This window comes from Pseudomonas sp. NFPP04 (genome assembly GCF_900113815.1).
GTDB lineage: Bacteria > Pseudomonadota > Gammaproteobacteria > Pseudomonadales > Pseudomonadaceae > Aquipseudomonas > Aquipseudomonas extremorientalis.
This window is the reverse complement of record NZ_FOQS01000009.1, coordinates 189,568-207,174: the sequence shown is the minus strand read 5'-3', so window position 1 is coordinate 207,174 and position 17,607 is coordinate 189,568. Positions and strand designations below refer to the sequence as shown.

General features: G+C 59.1%; 14 protein-coding genes. 2 read left to right on the top strand and 12 right to left on the bottom strand.

Annotated elements, in window-relative coordinates:
* Positions 1-171: 171 nt before the first annotated feature.
* From BM017_RS19945 to mtnA, 12 genes are all read right to left on the bottom strand, one after another.
* Entirely contained in the window at positions 172-1,521 is a 1,350-nt protein-coding gene (locus BM017_RS19945) for a Wzz/FepE/Etk N-terminal domain-containing protein (protein ID WP_092247554.1), read from the bottom strand.
* Between the two features lie 424 nt (positions 1,522-1,945).
* The gene (locus BM017_RS19940; protein ID WP_092247552.1) at positions 1,946-2,188 is read right to left on the bottom strand and encodes a lipopolysaccharide assembly protein LapA domain-containing protein; all 243 of its coding nucleotides are present in this window, start codon (positions 2,186-2,188) and stop codon (positions 1,946-1,948) included.
* Between the two features lie 24 nt (positions 2,189-2,212).
* Entirely contained in the window at positions 2,213-2,509 is a 297-nt protein-coding gene (gene ihfB, locus BM017_RS19935; protein WP_003189779.1) for an integration host factor subunit beta, read from the bottom strand.
* A 132-nt stretch (positions 2,510-2,641) separates the two neighbouring features.
* Positions 2,642-2,926, bottom strand: a complete 285-nt coding sequence (locus tag BM017_RS19930; RefSeq protein ID WP_071489068.1) for a hypothetical protein — start codon at positions 2,924-2,926, stop codon at positions 2,642-2,644.
* A gap of 161 nt (positions 2,927-3,087) precedes the next feature.
* Complete coding sequence (gene rpsA / locus BM017_RS19925; protein WP_071489067.1) at positions 3,088-4,779, bottom strand: 30S ribosomal protein S1; 1,692 nt, start codon at positions 4,777-4,779, stop codon at positions 3,088-3,090.
* A gap of 119 nt (positions 4,780-4,898) precedes the next feature.
* Positions 4,899-5,588: a (d)CMP kinase gene (gene cmk, locus BM017_RS19920; protein WP_003172653.1), complete on the bottom strand. Its 690-nt coding sequence runs from the start codon at positions 5,586-5,588 to the stop codon at positions 4,899-4,901.
* Entirely contained in the window at positions 5,585-7,795 is a 2,211-nt protein-coding gene (locus tag BM017_RS19915; protein ID WP_256575651.1) for a bifunctional prephenate dehydrogenase/3-phosphoshikimate 1-carboxyvinyltransferase, read from the bottom strand. Before BM017_RS19915 ends, cmk begins: the two co-directional genes overlap by 4 nt.
* A gap of 28 nt (positions 7,796-7,823) precedes the next feature.
* A complete protein-coding gene (gene hisC, locus BM017_RS19910; RefSeq protein ID WP_092247546.1) occupies positions 7,824-8,936 on the bottom strand; it encodes a histidinol-phosphate transaminase in 1,113 nt (370 codons plus the stop codon).
* Between the two features lie 9 nt (positions 8,937-8,945).
* Positions 8,946-10,040 (bottom strand): prephenate dehydratase, encoded by a 1,095-nt coding sequence (pheA, locus tag BM017_RS19905; protein WP_003172650.1) that lies wholly within the window; start codon positions 10,038-10,040, stop codon positions 8,946-8,948.
* Complete coding sequence (gene serC, locus BM017_RS19900; RefSeq protein WP_071489064.1) at positions 10,040-11,125, bottom strand: 3-phosphoserine/phosphohydroxythreonine transaminase; 1,086 nt, start codon at positions 11,123-11,125, stop codon at positions 10,040-10,042. Before serC ends, pheA begins: the two co-directional genes overlap by 1 nt.
* Before the next feature lie 243 nt (positions 11,126-11,368).
* Entirely contained in the window at positions 11,369-14,023 is a 2,655-nt protein-coding gene (gyrA, locus tag BM017_RS19895) for a DNA gyrase subunit A (RefSeq protein WP_010211963.1), read from the bottom strand.
* Positions 14,024-14,326: 303 nt separating this feature from the next.
* Entirely contained in the window at positions 14,327-15,403 is a 1,077-nt protein-coding gene (mtnA, locus tag BM017_RS19890) for an S-methyl-5-thioribose-1-phosphate isomerase (RefSeq protein WP_092247544.1), read from the bottom strand.
* 108 nt (positions 15,404-15,511) lie between these two features.
* Here mtnA and BM017_RS19885 point away from each other — a divergent pair, with 108 nt between their 5' ends.
* Together BM017_RS19885 and ubiG are read left to right on the top strand one after the other, a co-directional pair.
* The gene (locus BM017_RS19885) at positions 15,512-16,843 is read left to right on the top strand and encodes a TRZ/ATZ family hydrolase (protein WP_071489062.1); all 1,332 of its coding nucleotides are present in this window, start codon (positions 15,512-15,514) and stop codon (positions 16,841-16,843) included.
* 64 nt (positions 16,844-16,907) lie between these two features.
* Positions 16,908-17,606, top strand: a complete 699-nt coding sequence (ubiG, locus tag BM017_RS19880; protein ID WP_071489061.1) for a bifunctional 2-polyprenyl-6-hydroxyphenol methylase/3-demethylubiquinol 3-O-methyltransferase UbiG — start codon at positions 16,908-16,910, stop codon at positions 17,604-17,606.
* Position 17,607: the final 1 nt, after the last annotated feature.

Genomic DNA, 17,607 nt, shown 5'->3' with positions numbered 1-17,607 from the left:
TGCAAGCTCTACTTAGGGTGGGGGAACGCCCCACCCTTCGCCCAACCGGAGATGAATGTAAAACTGGCTGACTTTCGGAATCGCTAACACTGACCACTGGATCTGCTCTTGACCAAAACGATCAGGAGGCAATCCCAGCCACAATACCCTTGAAGTCCTGTACCAAGCTCATCATTGTACCTTTTCGTAGTTTTGGCTGAACGCCCGCGGAACAGCAACTGCTGCGCCAGGCGAAATTTGTAATTCTTTTTCGACAAGACGCCTCGAAATTAGAGTGTAAATAAAAGCAGCGATTACTCCAAGGATCACTCCGAGAAGAAGTCCTGAAGCAACGATGATGGTTTTATTTGGAGAAACTGGACCTAAAGGCTCCAACGCCTCTTTATCTAAAACCACCAATTTCAAAAAGTCCATGTTGACATTCAGATTCCGCAGTCGCGCAACTTCTGCTCTAAGTGGCTCAACACCATCGAGAAAAAGATCTTCATTCTGACGGCTGTTTAGCATTTCAATTTGGCGATTGAACTGAAGCAATTGAAGCTCTCTGGCAATCTGAGCAACACGCCCTTCGCTGAAGTCATCGGACTTGCGTCGCAACAGCACTTGCCGTTCTGCCTCCAGAGCCTCAACCCCCATAAAGTATAGCGGGGTTTGCTGACTATTAATTTCTGTTCGCATGACACTCGATGCCGTATTACGCCGAGACTCCTCCATAGAGGAACGTGTCGTAGGCCTTAGGATGTTCAAAGACTTGGCGATACCAATCGCCTCAGCAAGCTGTTCTATGCGATCATTCCGACGGGTCTTGAGTTCAGCCCTAAGCGCCTTCAGCTCATCTTGAAGCTGAGCTTTTTTCAGGAAGTCCGACTCCGATAGCGAAGCAATTTCTGCCTCCTTTCTCCCGGCATAACTGGATCGTGCGGCAGCCAATCTTCCATCCAATTCGCCTAGACGGTTCCTTACAATCACACCTAGATCTGCGGCTACCTGACCACGCGCACTTGATATAGCATAATTAACAAAGCCATTGAGAATAGCCACCCCATCAACCCCCTCGGGGTAACTCATTTCAACTTTTATATAAGAACTTATAATATCTTTCTTATTTGAATCCGGAAAAACAATTACGAATGAATTTCGATTAAACTCTTCAAAGCTTTGCTCCAACGTCCGCCCTGGTTTTTCGAATGATTGAAATATGTTTTGATTGGCACGAAAGAAGCTGAGCCGGGTGTCATAAGATTCCAGAGCAGCACCAACTTTAGTCAGAGCGTCTTTTGGCGAAAGTTCATAAATTTTTGATCGATTTAAAGCATCAAGTTCATTAATGGCAGCAGGGCGCAGGATACTAGATACCTTATATTCAGGAGTGATCGTGAAGGCATAGACACCCGAAAGCAATGTCACGATCAACGCTACTGTGCAGACTATAAACTTCTGCCGCCATACAGACAGGAAAAGGGCGTATAGGTCAATTTCATCCGCAGGGGGAGTTGGGGGGGTACGAAAATTACTACTCACAACAAAAACCTGCCTTCAAAGAGAAACTGCGGGCTCGTTATGCAGACTATTTCATGTGTTTTTTATTTTAGTTATATGACCGCCAAAACCCAGCGTCTCTGCCAAATTTTGAGCACACAAAATGCCCGTTATCGAGAACAGATTTCATTTTGCCATCTCTCTGACATATTACAAGTCTTGACAGAGCCGTCAGATTTTTCCCAAACAGGCACGTTAACCCGCCAGAGGCCATGTCTGAAAAATCTGAAAGCGCAAAGGAAATTCCGAATTGTCGAGTTAGACTCAATGAATCCGGGGATGGGAACTACTCGAGGATGACCGCATCATTACAGGACAAAGGCAAAACCGATGCGCCATATCAAGGCAGTTTTCTGACGAACGGCTGCTAAACGTGCGCTCACGCGGTTTAAAGAGAGAGAGTCCCTTAGGCGCGCCCTGCTGGGACCGACCCATGACGCCTAGTGCGCACCAGCACACCTAACAACGGCCCTATCAGCATACCGAGAATCAACGCCACGATCACAAATACCGACACCGGCAGCGGCCCAGTCGCCATCCCTAGGAACGAGAGAGACACGCCCTGCTGATTCTCCAGCACAAACGCCAACACCACTAGCGAAACCACCAGCACCGCCAGCACCACAACAACGCGTTTAACTCCGCGCATAACCTTCTCCTACCCCAAAAACACTCAGACGCCTTCTTCCTCTTCTTCGTTCACCCGATCGCGCAATTCCTTGCCCGGCTTGAAGTGAGGTACGAACTTACCGTCGAGGCTGACGGACTGGCCGGTTTTTGGATTACGGCCCACACGCGGTGCGCGATAGTGAAGCGAAAAGCTCCCAAACCCACGGATCTCAATCCGATCCCCGGTCGCCAGGCACTGGGACATTTGCTCAAGCATGGTCTTGATAGCCAGCTCGACATCCTTGGATGAGAGCAGCCCTTGATGGGTGACAATTCGTTCGATCAACTCCGACTTCGTCATATTTTTCCCTTCTTTTTCAAGCAGCTAGGAAAAGCGCTTCGAAGGTTTTAGCATGACTTGATGAATTTGAACAGCCCACCGAACAACTTATCCGCAGGATAGGTGGCAACCGGCTATAGGCGTATTCCGACCTCAATTACAGATGACCAGCATAGTGCGGGTTACAGCGCCGGCAGGGTTCCAACCGAATAGATAGTCACCCTCTTCGTCCTTTGCGTCGCTGGACCTGGTGATCACCTTATAGCCCTGCATCTTGCACTCACGGGCAGCGCGCCTCTCGCACTTCTCCCAGCGATTGCCAAGGCCCGAGCAATCGATCTCAATGCCGCTGACGCCGCGCTTGGCGTGGGTTTTAGCGCTGGTGGAGGAGCAACCGGCGAGCACTATCATTGCAAGTATTACGATAAGCCTGTTCATTCAAATCCTTACTGAAACAACAACACAAGAACCGCATTTTTCTTAAGACTATAGTGAGTTCTGACACTGAGCTGTATGCCTTGGTTCTAGGTTGTTGATTCAACGAATTTCAGACACAAAAAAGGGCGACCGAAGTCGCCCTTTTTATGGTCTGACAGAACTTAGTTCTGTTTTTCCATTTGTGCACGCAACAGGTCGCCCAGAGTGGTAGGACCAGCAGCGATGCTATCCGAAGGCTTGTCTTTCAAGCTCTGGATGGCTTCTTTCTCTTCAGCATCGTCTTTCGACTTGATGGAGAGCTGGATTACACGGCTCTTGCGGTCAACGCTGATGATCTTGGCTTCTACTTCCTGGCCTTCTTTCAGAACGTTACGCGCGTCTTCAACGCGGTCACGGCTGATTTCGGAGGCTTTAAGAGTCGCTTCGATATCGTCGGCCAGAGTGATGATGGCGCCTTTAGCGTCAACTTCCTTCACGATGCCTTTAACGATTGCGCCTTTGTCGTTGTCCTGAACGTATTCAGAGAACGGGTCGCTTTCCAGTTGCTTGATACCCAGGGAGATACGCTCGCGCTCTGGGTCAACCGACAGGATAACGGTGTCCAGCTCGTCGCCCTTCTTGAAACGACGAACAGCTTCTTCGCCCACTTCGTTCCAGGAGATGTCGGACAGGTGAACCAGGCCGTCGATGCCGCCGTCCAGACCAATGAAGATACCGAAATCGGTGATCGACTTGATGGTGCCGGAGATTTTATCGCCCTTGTTGAACTGACCAGAGAAATCTTCCCATGGGTTAGATTTGCACTGCTTGATGCCCAGGGAGATACGACGACGCTCTTCGTCGATGTCCAGAACCATAACTTCCACTTCGTCGCCGACTTGTACGACTTTCGAAGGGTGGATGTTCTTGTTGGTCCAGTCCATTTCGGAAACGTGTACCAGGCCTTCCACGCCTTCTTCCAGCTCAGCGAAGCAGCCGTAGTCGGTCAGGTTGGTAACACGCGCGGTTACGCGAGTGCCTTCTGGGTAACGGGCTTTGATAGCAACCCATGGATCTTCACCCAGTTGCTTCAGGCCCAGGGAAACACGGTTGCGCTCGCGATCGTATTTCAGAACCTTGACATCGATCTCGTCGCCAACGTTGACGATTTCGGAAGGATGCTTGATACGCTTCCAAGCCATGTCGGTAATGTGCAGCAGGCCATCCACGCCACCCAGGTCGACGAATGCGCCGTAGTCGGTGAGGTTTTTGACGATACCTTTGACTTGTTGGCCTTCCTGCAGGGATTCCAGCAGAGCTTCACGCTCGGCGGAGTTCTCTGCTTCCAGGACGCTGCGACGGGAAACGACAACGTTGTTGCGCTTCTGGTCGAGCTTGATGACCTTGAATTCGAGTTCTTTGCCTTCCAGGTGCGTGGTGTCGCGCACTGGACGAACGTCGACCAAAGAACCTGGCAGGAACGCACGGATGCCGTTAACGTCGACAGTGAAGCCGCCTTTAACCTTACCGTTGATAACGCCCTTGACCACTTCTTCAGCTGCGAAGGCTGCTTCGAGAACAATCCAGCATTCAGCGCGCTTGGCTTTTTCACGGGACAGCTTGGTTTCACCGAAACCGTCTTCAACCGAGTCCAGAGCAACGTGAACTTCGTCACCGACATTGATTGTCAGATCACCAGCATCGTTGTAGAACTGTTCCAGCGGGATCAGAGCTTCAGACTTCAGACCAGCGTGAACGGTTACCCAGCGAGCTTGGTAATCGATATCAACGATAACACCGGTGATGATGGAGCCTGCCTGAAGGTTCAGGGTTTTTAGGCTTTCTTCAAAGAGTTCCGCAAAGCTTTCGCTCATTTTAATTCCTGTTGATAAGGGCGAAGAATACGCCCATCTCCACACCCCAGACGGTGTGGGTCAGTTTCAATTAAAAGAAGCACCACAGGACTATGACTGGTCCCCTGCGGCCTTCTTGGTCACCCGGCGATATCGCGAATGGCGATCTCGCTCAAGATGCGTTCCAGCACCTGCTCGATGGACAGCTCCGTGGAATCCAGCTGTATGGCATCAGCCGCCGGCTTGAGCGGGGCTACTGCGCGCTGGGTATCACGCTCATCGCGTGCACGGATCTCATCTAGCAGACTCGACAGACTAACACCATCGACTTTGCCCTTCAACTGCAAGTAGCGGCGGCGAGCCCGCTCCTCGGCGCTGGCGGTCAGGAAAATCTTCAATGGCGCCTCGGGAAACACCACGGTTCCCATATCGCGGCCATCGGCCACCAGGCCCGGCGGCTCCTGGAAAGCCCGCTGGCGCTGCAACAATGCGTCCCGCACCGCTGGCAGCGCGGCAACCTGGGAGGCCCAGGAGCCAACTTGCTCATTGCGCAGGTCATCGGTCACATCGTCCCCTTCAAGGATGATGCGCTGGGGATGCCCTTCCGTCGCGCCGACGAACTGTACATCGAGGTGCGCCGCCAGCAGCTTCAGGGATTCTTCGTTGGTCAGGTCGACGCCATGGTTGCGTGCGGCGAATGCCAGCAGGCGGTACAGCGCGCCGGAATCCAGCAGGCACCAGCCCAGGCGCTTGGCCAGGATGCCGGCGATCGTGCCTTTGCCCGAGCCGCTTGGCCCGTCGATGGTAATCACCGGTGCTTTGATATTCACAATTGAGCCTCTTGGGCAACACGGATGCCGACTTGGGCACACAGTGTAAGAAAGTTCGGAAAAGACGTAGCAACATTGGCGCAGTCACGGATACGAATCGGCGCCGCCGCCCGCAGGGAAGCCACGCTGAATGCCATGGCAATCCGGTGATCGCCATGGGCATGTACGTCACCGCCACCCATCGGGCCACCGTCAATGATAATCCCATCAGGCGTCGGTTCACACGTCACGCCCAGTGCCAGCAGACCATCGGCCATGACCTGAATACGGTCGGACTCCTTCACGCGCAGCTCTTCAGCGCCGCGCAACACGGTCCGCCCTTCGGCACAGGCCGCCGCAACGAACAGCACCGGGAACTCGTCGATCGCCAAAGGCACCAGTGCCTCGGGAATTTCAATACCTTTCAACGCCGCGGCACGTACGCGCAGGTCAGCCACCGGCTCGCCACCCACTTCACGCGGATTTTCCAAGGTAATGTCCGCCCCCATCAGCCGCAGAATGTCGATCACGCCGGTGCGGGTCGGGTTGACACCCACGTGCTCCAACAACAACTCGGAGCCTTCGGCAATCGAAGCCGCCACCAGGAAAAACGCCGAAGAGGAAATATCCCCCGGCACTTCAATATGCGCCGCAGCCAGCGCATGGCCCGACTCAACCGACGCTATAGCCCCCACCACATCAACCGGATAACCAAAACCGCGCAACATGCGCTCGGTATGATCACGGGTCGGCGCAGGCTCGGTCACCGAGGTCTTGCCCTCGGCGTAAAGCCCGGCCAGCAACAGGCAGGATTTAACCTGCGCACTGGCCATCGGCATCGAATAATCGAAACCTTTGAGCACCTGCCCCCCCCGGATAGTCAGGGGCGGACGCCCTTCCGGGCCGGTCTCGATCACCGCGCCCATTTCCCGCAACGGCTTGGCCACGCGGTTCATCGGACGCTTGGACAGGGAAGCGTCGCCCGTCAGCACGCTGTCGAAGCTTTGCGCAGCCAGCAAACCGGACAGCAGGCGCATGGACGTGCCCGAGTTTCCGAGATAGATCGGCCCCGGTGCGGGCTTCAAACCATGCAGACCCACGCCGTGGATGGTCACGCGCCCATGGTGCGGCCCTTCAATCACCACGCCCATGTCGCGAAACGCCTGCAAAGTCGCCAGGGCGTCCTCGCCTTCGAGGAAACCTTCGACTTCCGTCACACCCTCAGCCAACGAACCGAGCATGATCGACCGATGAGAAATCGACTTGTCGCCCGGCACCCGAATGCTTCCGCTCAAGCGGCCGCCCGGGTTGGCGAGGAAGGTCAGGTCATCAGCGTTCACAGCGGTTTCCATATACGCCCGGCGCGCCAGGATCTTGCTGAAATGCTCACGCGCCACCCGCGCACGGGTGAACACGCCCAATAATTGATGGCCATCCCCGGCGTCGACCGCATCGCGCAAGGCGTCGAGGTCGCTGCGGAAGGTGTCCAGGGTGCGCAACACCGCTTCGCGATTGGCGAGGAAGATGTCGTGCCACATCACCGGGTCGCTGCCGGCAATCCGCGTGAAGTCGCGGAAGCCACCGGCGGCGTAACGGAAAATCTCGAGGTTCTCGTTGCGCTTGGCCAAAGAATCCACCAGGCCAAACGCCAGCAAATGCGGCAGATGGCTGGTCGCGGCCAGCACTTCGTCGTGACGCTCGACCTGCATGTGCTCGACATCCGCACCCAACTCGCGCCACAGGCGATCGACCACCGCCAGCGCCGCCGGATCGGTTTGCGCAAGTGGCGTCAGGATCACTTTGTGCCGACGGAACAGCTGCGCATTCGACGCCTCCACCCCGCTTTGCTCCGAACCGGCAATCGGATGACCCGGCACGAAGCGCGTCGGCATGCCACCAAACGCCTGCTGCGCCGCGCGCACCACATTACCTTTGGCACTGCCGACGTCCGTCAGGATCGCCTGGCCCAGGTCCATGCCCGCCAACACGGCGAGCAATTTCTCCATGGCCAGGATCGGCACGGCCAGCTGGATCACATCCGCGCCCCGGCAGGCGAGCGCCAGGTCCGCTTCACAGCGATCCACCACGCCCAACTCGACCGCCAACTGGCGCGATTGCGGGTCCAGGTCCACACCGACCACTTCGCCACACAGCCCGCTTTCACGCAGGCCTTTGGCGAAGGAGCCGCCGATCAACCCCAGGCCGACCACCACCAGGCGGCCGATCATAGGCACAGCAGGTTGCAATGCAGTGACATCAACCACGAGCCAGAACCTTGGCCAGCGCCTCCAGGAAGCGACTGTTTTCAGCCGGCAGACCGATGGTGATGCGCAGGTGATTCGGCATGCCGTAGTTGGCCACCGGACGCACGATCACACCTTCACGCAACAAGCCCTGGAATACCGGAGCGGCCACCTGACCGAGGTCGACGCAGATGAAATTACCCTTGGACGGAATCCAGCCCAGGCCCAGCTCGCGGAAGCCTTCCTGCAACTGCAGCATGCCGCTTTCGTTGATACAACGACCTTGCTCCAGGTACTCGGCATCCTTCACCGCCGCACAGGCCGCCGCCAGAGCCAGGCTGTTGACGTTGAACGGCTGGCGCACGCGGTTCAGCACATCGGCAACCACCGCAGTGGACAGGGCGTAGCCCACGCGCAGCGATGCCAGGCCGTAAGCCTTGGAGAAGGTGCGCGACACCAGCAGGTTCGGGTACGCGGCCAGGAAATCGAGGCCGTTCGGCAGGTCGCTGCCTTCGGCGTACTCGATGTAGGCCTCGTCCAGCACCACCAGCACGTGCTCGGGCACGTCTTGCAGGAAGTCGTTCAGCGCCTGGGCGTCGAACCAGGTGCCGGTCGGGTTGTTCGGGTTGGCGATGAACACCACGCGGGTCCGGGCATCGATGGCTGCCAGCATGGCCGGCAGGTCATGGCCCCAATCCTTCGCCGGAATGATGCGCGCATCGGCACCGACGGCCTGGGTCACGATCGGATAGACCGCGAAGGCGTGCTCACTGAACACAGCGTTCAAGCCCGGCGCCAGGTAGGCACGGCCGACCAGCTCGAGAATGTCGTTGGAACCGTTGCCCAGGGTCACCTGGTTCAGCTCGACGCGGCATTTTTCCGCCAGCAACGACTTGAGCGCGAAGCCGTTGCCGTCCGGATACCGGGTCAGCTCAGCCAGCTCTTCACGGATCGCCGCCAGGACTTTGGGGCTAGGGCCCAGCGGGTTCTCGTTGCTCGCCAGCTTGACGATTTTCGAAGGATCCAGGTTCAACTCACGCGCCAGCTCGTCCACAGGCTTGCCCGGAACGTAAGGCGACAGTTGTTGCACGCCCGGCTGCGCCAGGGCGAGGAAGTTGCCACTCATGTTAAAGCCTCACAAAACCGCTTTCGGGTAAGAGCCCAGCACCTTGAGTGCCACGGCTTCCTGACTGATTTTCTCGAGCACGCCCTTGACCAGTGGGTCGCGGTGATGGCCGATGAAGTCGATAAAGAACACATAAGTCCATTTACCGCTGCGCGAAGGACGAGTCTCGATGCGCGTCAGGTCAATCCCGTTGTCGTGGAACGGCACCAGCAGCTCATGCAGTGCGCCGGGCTTGTTGCTCATGGACACGATGATGGAGGTCTTGTCGTCACCGGTCGGCGGTACTTCCTGGCTGCCGATCATCAGGAAGCGCGTGGAGTTGTCCGGGCGGTCCTCGATTTTCTCGGCCAGGCGCGTCAGGCCGTACAGACCCGCCGCCATATCGCCAGCGATGGCTGCCGAATTCCACTCACCCTTGACCCGCTTGGCGGCTTCGGCGTTGCTGGAGACCGCCACGCGCTCGACATTCGGGTAATGCGCATCCAGCCACTTGCGGCACTGGGCCAGCGACTGGGCGTGGGAGTAGATGCGACTGATGCTGTCGGTCTTGGTGTTCTCACCCACCAGCAGGTGGTGGTGGATGCGCAGCTCGACTTCGCCACAGATCACCATGTCGTGCTCGAGGAAGCTGTCCAGCGTGTGGTTGACCGCGCCTTCGGTGGAGTTTTCCACCGGCACCACGCCAAAGTTCACCGCACCGGCCGCCACTTCACGGAACACTTCGTCGATCGCCGCCATTGGCTTGCTGATCACCGCGTGGCCGAAGTGCTTCATGGCCGCCGCCTGGGTAAAGGTGCCTTCCGGGCCGAGGTAGGCCACTTTCAGCGGCTGCTCCAGCGCCAGGCACGAGGACATGATTTCACGGAACAACCGCGCCATCTCTTCGTTGCCCAGCGGGCCCTTGTTGCGCTCCATCACACGCTTGAGCACCTGGGCTTCACGCTCGGGCCGATAGAACACCGGCACTTCGCCTTCGGCCAGGGACGCCATCTTCACCCTTGCCACTTCCTGGGCGCACCGCGCGCGCTCACTGATCAGCTCCAGGACTTTCTCGTCCAGGCTGTCGATGCGTACACGCAGGGCCTTGAGTTCTTGCTCAGACATTAGCCGTGTTCCTTTTCGAACTCTGCCATGTAGGCAACCAGCGCGTTGATCGCGTGGATGTCGACGGCGTTGTAGATGGAGGCGCGCATGCCACCCACCGAGCGGTGACCCTTGAGGTTCAGCAGGCCACGCGCGTCGGCACCGGCCAGGAACGGCTTGTCCAGGCGGTCGTCAGCCAGGCGGAACGGCACGTTCATCCACGAGCGGTCGGTCAGGTTGATCGGGTTGCTGTACAGGCCGCTGGCGTCGATGAAGTCGTACAAGACGCGCTTCTTCTCTTCGTTCAGCTTGCCCATCGCAGCGACACCGCCCTGCTCTTTCAGCCACTCGAACACCAGGCCGGACAGGTACCAGGCGAACGCCGGCGGGGTGTTGTACATCGAACCGTTATCGGCTGCGACCTTGTAGTTGAGCATGGTCGGGCACAGCGAACGGGCGCGACCCAGCAGGTCTTCGCGGATGATGTTGACCAGGATGCCGCTCGGGCCGATGTTCTTCTGGGCACCGGCGTAGATCATGCCGTACCGGGACACGTCGATCGGGCGCGACAGGATGTCCGAGGACATGTCGCACACCAGCGGCACGTCGCCTACTTCCGGCACCCAATCGAACTCCAGGCCGCCAATGGTTTCGTTGGCCACGTAGTGCACGTAGGCAGCGTCCTTCGACAACTTCCACTCGTTCTGACCCGGAATGGCGAAATAGTCGTAAGGCTTGGCGGTGCCCGCCACATTGACGTGACCGTAACGGGAAGCCTCTTCAATTGCCTTCTGGCCCCAGATACCAGTGTCGATATAGTCGGCAGTGCCGTCTTCCGGCAGCAGGTTCAGCGGGATCTGGGCGAATTGCTGGCTGGCGCCGCCCTGCAGGAACAGCACTTTGTAGTTGGAAGGGATGTCCAGCAAGTCGCGCAGATCCTGCTCGGCCTTGGTGGCGATGGACACGAACTCATCGCTGCGATGGCTCATTTCCATCACGGAGAGGCCTTTTCCATGCCAGTCGAGGAGTTCACCCTGCGCACGCTGCAGGACTGCTTCAGGAAGCGCCGCGGGACCGGCACAGAAGTTATAGGCTCTCTTGCTCACATCCAATCTCACTCTGATCTGGTGGGGCTGCAATCATGTTCAGTAACAACCTTTCTCTGGAGCGAACCCTTGTGGGAGCTGGCTTGCCTGCGATAAGGGCACCTCGGTAGCGCAGTGATACCGCGGCGCTGCCATCGCAGGCAAGCCAGCTCCCACATTGACCGCGTCCAGCCAAAGGACGTGTTATTTCATAAGGGACAAACAACAAGGGGGCGAATCTTCATCCGCCCCCTGTGTGTCCGCTTATTCCTGCGGTTCTTCTTCGTCTGCGGCAGCGTCGAGGGTTGGCTCGTCGACGTTGTCATCGCCTGCTGCGATCACCTCGCCTTCAAACTCCTCGCCTTCCAGCTCTTCGCCTTCGACTTCCGATGGCTCCTGAACACGCTCCAGGCCGACCAGTTTTTCGTCCTTGGCCAGCTTGATCAGGGTCACGCCCTGGGTGTTACGGCCCAGGCTCGACACTTCAGCCACACGGGTACGTACCAGGGTGCCCTGGTCGGAGATCAGCATGATTTCCTCGCCGTCGAGCACCTGCACCGCACCGACCAGACGGCCGTTGCGGTCGTTGCTGACCATGGCGATCACGCCCTGGCCGCCACGCTTGTACTCCGGGAACTCGCTGATGGCGGTGCGCTTGCCATAACCACGCTCGGAAGCGGTGAGGATCTGGCTGCCTTCTTCCGGGATCAGCATCGAAATCAGCTTCTGCCCTTCCGGCAGGCGCATGCCGCGCACACCGCGGGCGGTACGGCCCATGGCACGAACGTCGGATTCCTTGAAGCGCGTTACTTTACCGCCGTCGGAGAACAGCATGACTTCACGCTCGCCGTCGGTGATGGCGGCGGAGATCAGCACGTCGCCTTCGTCCAGCTCCAGGGCGATCAGGCCCACGCTGCGCTGGCGGCTGAAGGATTCCAGCGGGGTCTTCTTCACGGTGCCTTTGGCGGTGGCCATGAAGATGAAGTGACCTTCGGTGTATTCCTCGACCGGCAGCATGGTGGTGATGTATTCATCACTGTCCAGCGGCAGCAGGTTGACCAGTGGGCGACCACGGGCGGCACGGGACGCTTCCGGGATTTCGTAGGTCTTGAGCCAGTACACCTTGCCCTTGCTGGAGAACAGCAGCAGCGTGGTGTGGCTGTTGGCAACCAGCAGGTGAGCGATGTAGTCCTCATCCTTCACGCCGGTAGCCGATTTACCTTTACCACCACGACGCTGGGCCTGGTACGCAGCCAGCGGCTGGGTCTTGGCGTAGCCACCGTGGGAGATGGTCACCACGCGCTCCTCTTCCGGGATCATGTCACCCAGGGTCAGGTCGAGACGTGCATCGAGAATCTCGGTGCGACGCACATCGCCGTATTCGGCGCGGATCACTTCCAGTTCTTCGCGGATCACTTCCATCAGGCGCACGGCGCTGCTGAGGATGCGGATCAACTCGCCGATCTGGTTGAGGATCTCCTGGTACTCGGCCAGCAGCTTCTCGTGCTCCAGGCCAGTCAGGCGGTGCAGGCGCAGTTCCAGGATGGCCTGGGCCTGTTCCGGCGACAGGAAGTACTTGCCTTCACGCAGACCGTATTGCGGATCCAGGGTCTCCGGACGACACGAGTCGGCGCCGGCACGTTCAACCATCGCCACCACGGCGCTGGATTCCCAAGGGGTGCTGATCAACGCTTCCTTGGCTTCCGACGGGGTTGGCGAGGCCTTGATCAGAGCGATCACCGGGTCGATGTTCGACAGCGCAACTGCCTGGCCTTCCAGGATGTGGCCGCGCTCGCGGGCCTTGCGCAGTTCGAACACGGTACGGCGGGTGACCACTTCGCGACGGTGACGCACGAAGGCTTCCAGCAGGTCCTTGAGGTTCAGGATGCGCGGGCGGCCATCGATCAGTGCAACCACGTTGATACCGAACACGCTTTGCAGCTGGGTCTGGGCGTAAAGGTTGTTGAGGATCACCTCAGGCACTTCGCCACGACGCAGCTCGATCACCACGCGCATACCGTCTTTGTCGGACTCGTCGCGCAGCTCGGTGATGCCTTCGAGCTTCTTCTCTTTGACCAGCTCGGCGATCTTCTCGATCAGACGTGCCTTGTTCAGCTGGTAAGGCAGCTCGGTGATGACGATCTGCTGGCGGCCACCGACCTTGTCGATGTCTTCGATGATCGAGCGGGCACGCATGTAAATGCGGCCGCGACCGGTGCGATAGGCTTCGATGATGCCGGCGCGACCGTTGATGATCGCGGCGGTCGGGAAGTCCGGGCCGGGGATGTATTGCATCAGCTCATCGACGGTCAGCTCGGGGTTGTCGATGAGGGCCAGGCAACCGTCGATGACTTCACCGAGGTTGTGCGGCGGGATGTTGGTCGCCATGCCCACGGCGATACCGCTGGAACCGTTGACCAGCAGGTTGGGGATCTTGGTCGGCATGACGGCCGGGATCATTTCGGTGCCGTCGTAGTTCGGCACCCAGTCCACGGTTTCTTTATGCAGGTCGGCCAGCAGCTCGTGCGCCAGCTTGGTCATGCGCACTTCGGTGTATCGCATGGCCGCGGCGTTGTCGCCGTCGACCGAACCGAAGTTGCCCTGGCCGTCTACCAGCAGGTAGCGCAGGGAAAACGGCTGGGCCATCCGAACGATGGTGTCGTACACCGCAGTGTCGCCGTGAGGGTGATACTTACCGATCACGTCACCGACAACACGGGCAGATTTCTTGTACGGCTTGTTCCAGTCGTTACCCAGCTCGCTCATCGCGAACAGCACACGCCGGTGCACGGGCTTCAAGCCATCGCGCGCATCAGGCAGTGCCCGACCGACAATTACGCTCATCGCGTAGTCGAGGTAGGACTGTTTCAGCTCGTCTTCGATATTGACCGGGAGGATTTCTTTGGCCAGTTCGCCCATGAGAAGCCTGATTCCTTTTTCGGGTGAAACCTCGTCACATCCATATGGGACGAACGAAGCTCGCCGCTGCCGGCAGAGTGCCTGACAACGACTTACGACAAATCAACGAGTTATGACACGGATCTGCACGTTATAGGCCACCCCTCGGGGCAGCCTTGGAAACCGCCGGATGTTATCACAATCGCCGCCACGCACCTATCCCCCTGATGCGCATGGAGCATAGTAAGTTGACGGATGACAGGCTTGAGGGCGACGAGAGGGGCTCAGAGCTGGAACCAAGCCCGATTTCGGGGGCAAATTGGCTTAATGCAAGCGCTTACGACACATCAACCTGGCCAGCTTGGCGGTGTCCGGCCGTTCGACCACGCCTTTTTCGGTCACGATCACATCGATCAGGTCGGCCGGGGTCACGTCGAACACCGGATTGAAGGCCGCCACATCGGCCGCGAAGCGCTGGCCGGCGACTTCCAGCAACTCACCGGCCTCGCGTTCTTCCAGCGCTACGTCATCGCCAGTGGCCATCATCAGATCCAGGGTGGAACTCGGCGCCACCACCATGAAACGCACGCCGTGGTGCATCGCACACACGGCCAACTGGTAAGTGCCGATCTTGCTGATCACATCGCCGTTGGCGGCAATGCAGTCGGCGCCGACAATCACCCAGGTCACGCCTTTGGTCTTGAGGATATGCGCACCGGCCGAGTCGGCATTCACCGTCACCGGGATGCCCTCGCCCGCCAGCTCCCAGGCGGTCAGCCGCGAGCCTTGCAGCCAGGGCCGGGTTTCATTGGCGTAGACCTGCTCGACCATGCCTTCGAGGTAGGCCGCGCGAATCACCCCGAGCGCCGTACCGACACCGCCGGTCGCCAGGGCGCCAGCGTTGCCGTGGGTGAGGATGGCCTGGGCGTTGCCCTGGTGCTTGCGGATCAGCTCGACGCCCAGCTGGGCCATGGTCAGGTTGGCTTCGCGGTCACTCTCATGGATGGCGATGGCTTCCGCTTCCAGCACCGCCACAGGGTCGGCGTGCTTTTTGACGCGGTCGAGCCGGTCACGCATGCGCTTCAAGGCCCAGAACAGGTTCGACGCGGTGGGGCGGGTATCGGCTAACAATGCGTAGTCTTCTTCCCACGCTGCCTGCCAGTCACCGCCCTCGGCGATCCGCTCGCGGGCGGCCAGCACCAGGCCATATGCGGCGCTGATGCCGATGGCCGGCGCACCGCGCACTACCATCGAGCGAATGGCTGCAGCCACTGCATCGACCGTCACGCAGGCCACCCAGCTTTCCCGGGACGGCAAGGCACGCTGATCAAGCAGGTACAGTGCGCCATCACGCCAATCGATGGCCTTCACTTTCTCCGCTGCCAACAGTCGATCGCGCATCCCTTACTCCGCACTCATAAACAAAGCCGCCGATTATAGCGATCCGCCAGCCAGGACGCTCGGGTATACTTCGCCCTTCTTTTATAGCTGCCTGGGAAGAAGCCTGCGATGACTGCCACTGCCGCCCCGCTCGACTTACTGTTGCTGCCGACCTGGCTGGTACCTGTCGAACCCGCCGGCGTGGTGCTCAAGGAACACGGCCTGGGCATCCGCGATGGGCGCATTGCGTTTATCGGGCCTCGCCAGGCGGCGTTGAAGCTGACCGCCAAGGAGACCTGCGAACTGCCGGGCATGTTGCTCAGCCCCGGCCTGGTCAACGCCCACGGGCACGCGGCGATGAGCCTGTTTCGCGGCCTGGCCGATGACCTGCCGCTGATGACCTGGCTGGAAAAACACATCTGGCCCGCCGAAGCCAAGTGGGTCGATGAAGCGTTCGTGCGTGACGGCACCGACCTGGCCATCGCCGAACAGCTCAAGGGCGGCATCACCTGCTTCTCCGACATGTACTTCTACCCCAAGGTCGCCAGCGACTGCGTGCACAACAGCGGCATGCGCGCACAGATCGCGATTCCGATCCTCGACTTCCCGATCCCCGGCGCCGGCAGTGCCGACGAGGCGATTCGCCAGGGTGTCGAGCTGTTCGGCGACCTCAAGCACCACCCGCGCATCAAGATCACCTTCGGCCCCCACGCGCCCTACACCGTGTGCGATGACAACCTGGAAAAAATCCGGGTGATCGCCGAAGAGCTGGACGCCGCGATCCATATGCATGTTCACGAAACCGCCTTCGAAGTGCAGCAAGCGGTCGAGCAGACCGGCGAGCGCCCGCTGGCGCGCCTGGGGCGCCTGGGGCTGCTGGGCCCGCGCTTCCAGGCCGTTCATATGACCCAAATCAGCGAGGACGACCTGGCTTTGCTGGTAGAAAGCAACACCAGCGTCATCCATTGCCCGGAATCCAATCTGAAACTGGCCAGCGGCTTTTGCCCGGTGGAGCGTCTGTGGCAGGCTGGCGTGAATGTGGCCATCGGCACCGATGGCGCCGCCAGCAACAATGACCTTGACCTGTTGGGCGAAACGCGCACGGCGGCGATGCTGGCAAAGGCCGTCGCCGGTTCGGCCACCGCACTCGATGCCCATCGCGCCCTGCGCATGGCCACCCTCAATGGCGCGCGAGCCATGGGCCTGGAAAGCGAGATCGGCTCGCTGGAAGTCGGCAAGGCGGCGGATATCGTTGCTTTCGATCTGTCGGGGCTGGCGCAACAACCGATCTATGATCCGGTCTCACAGCTTATATATGCCACCGGACGCGATTGCGTGAAACACCTTTGGGTCGCTGGCAAGCAATTGCTCGACGACCGGCAATTGACCCGCATGGATGAACAACAGTTGACCGCCACGGCCATCGCCTGGGGCCAACGCATCAGCGGGCACAGCGAATAACGACGGCCTTGAACCCTGGCGTTCAAGACCGACAAACCGATTTATCAGATTCAGAGGATTCACCATGAGCAACGTCGACCACGCCGAAATCGCCAAATTCGAAGCCCTGGCTCACCGCTGGTGGGACCGCGAAAGCGAGTTCAAGCCTTTGCACGACATCAACCCGCTGCGGGTCAACTGGATTGACGAACGCGTCAACCTGGCCGGCAAAAAGGTACTGGACGTCGGTTGCGGCGGCGGCATCCTCAGCGAAGCCATGGCCCAACGCGGCGCGACTGTGATGGGCATCGACATGGGCGAAGCGCCCTTGGCCGTGGCCCAATTGCATCAACTGGAGTCCGGGGTGAGCGTGGAATACCGCCAGATCACCGCCGAAGCCCTGGCCGAAGAGATGCCCGAGCAGTTCGACGTGGTCACCTGCCTGGAAATGCTGGAACACGTGCCCGACCCGTCCTCGGTGATCAGCGCCTGCTTCCGCATGGTCAAGCCCGGCGGCCAGGTGTTCTTCTCCACCATCAACCGCAACCCCAAGGCTTACCTGTTCGCGATCATCGGCGCCGAATACATCATGAAGCTGCTGCCGCGCGGCACCCATGACTTCAAGAAATTCATCCGTCCGTCCGAGCTGGGTGCGTGGAGCCGCCAGGCCGGGCTGACCGTCAAGGACATCATCGGCCTGACCTACAACCCGCTGACCAAGCACTACAAGCTGGCCAACGATGTTGACGTCAACTACATGATCCAGACCCTGCGCGAGGAGTGAG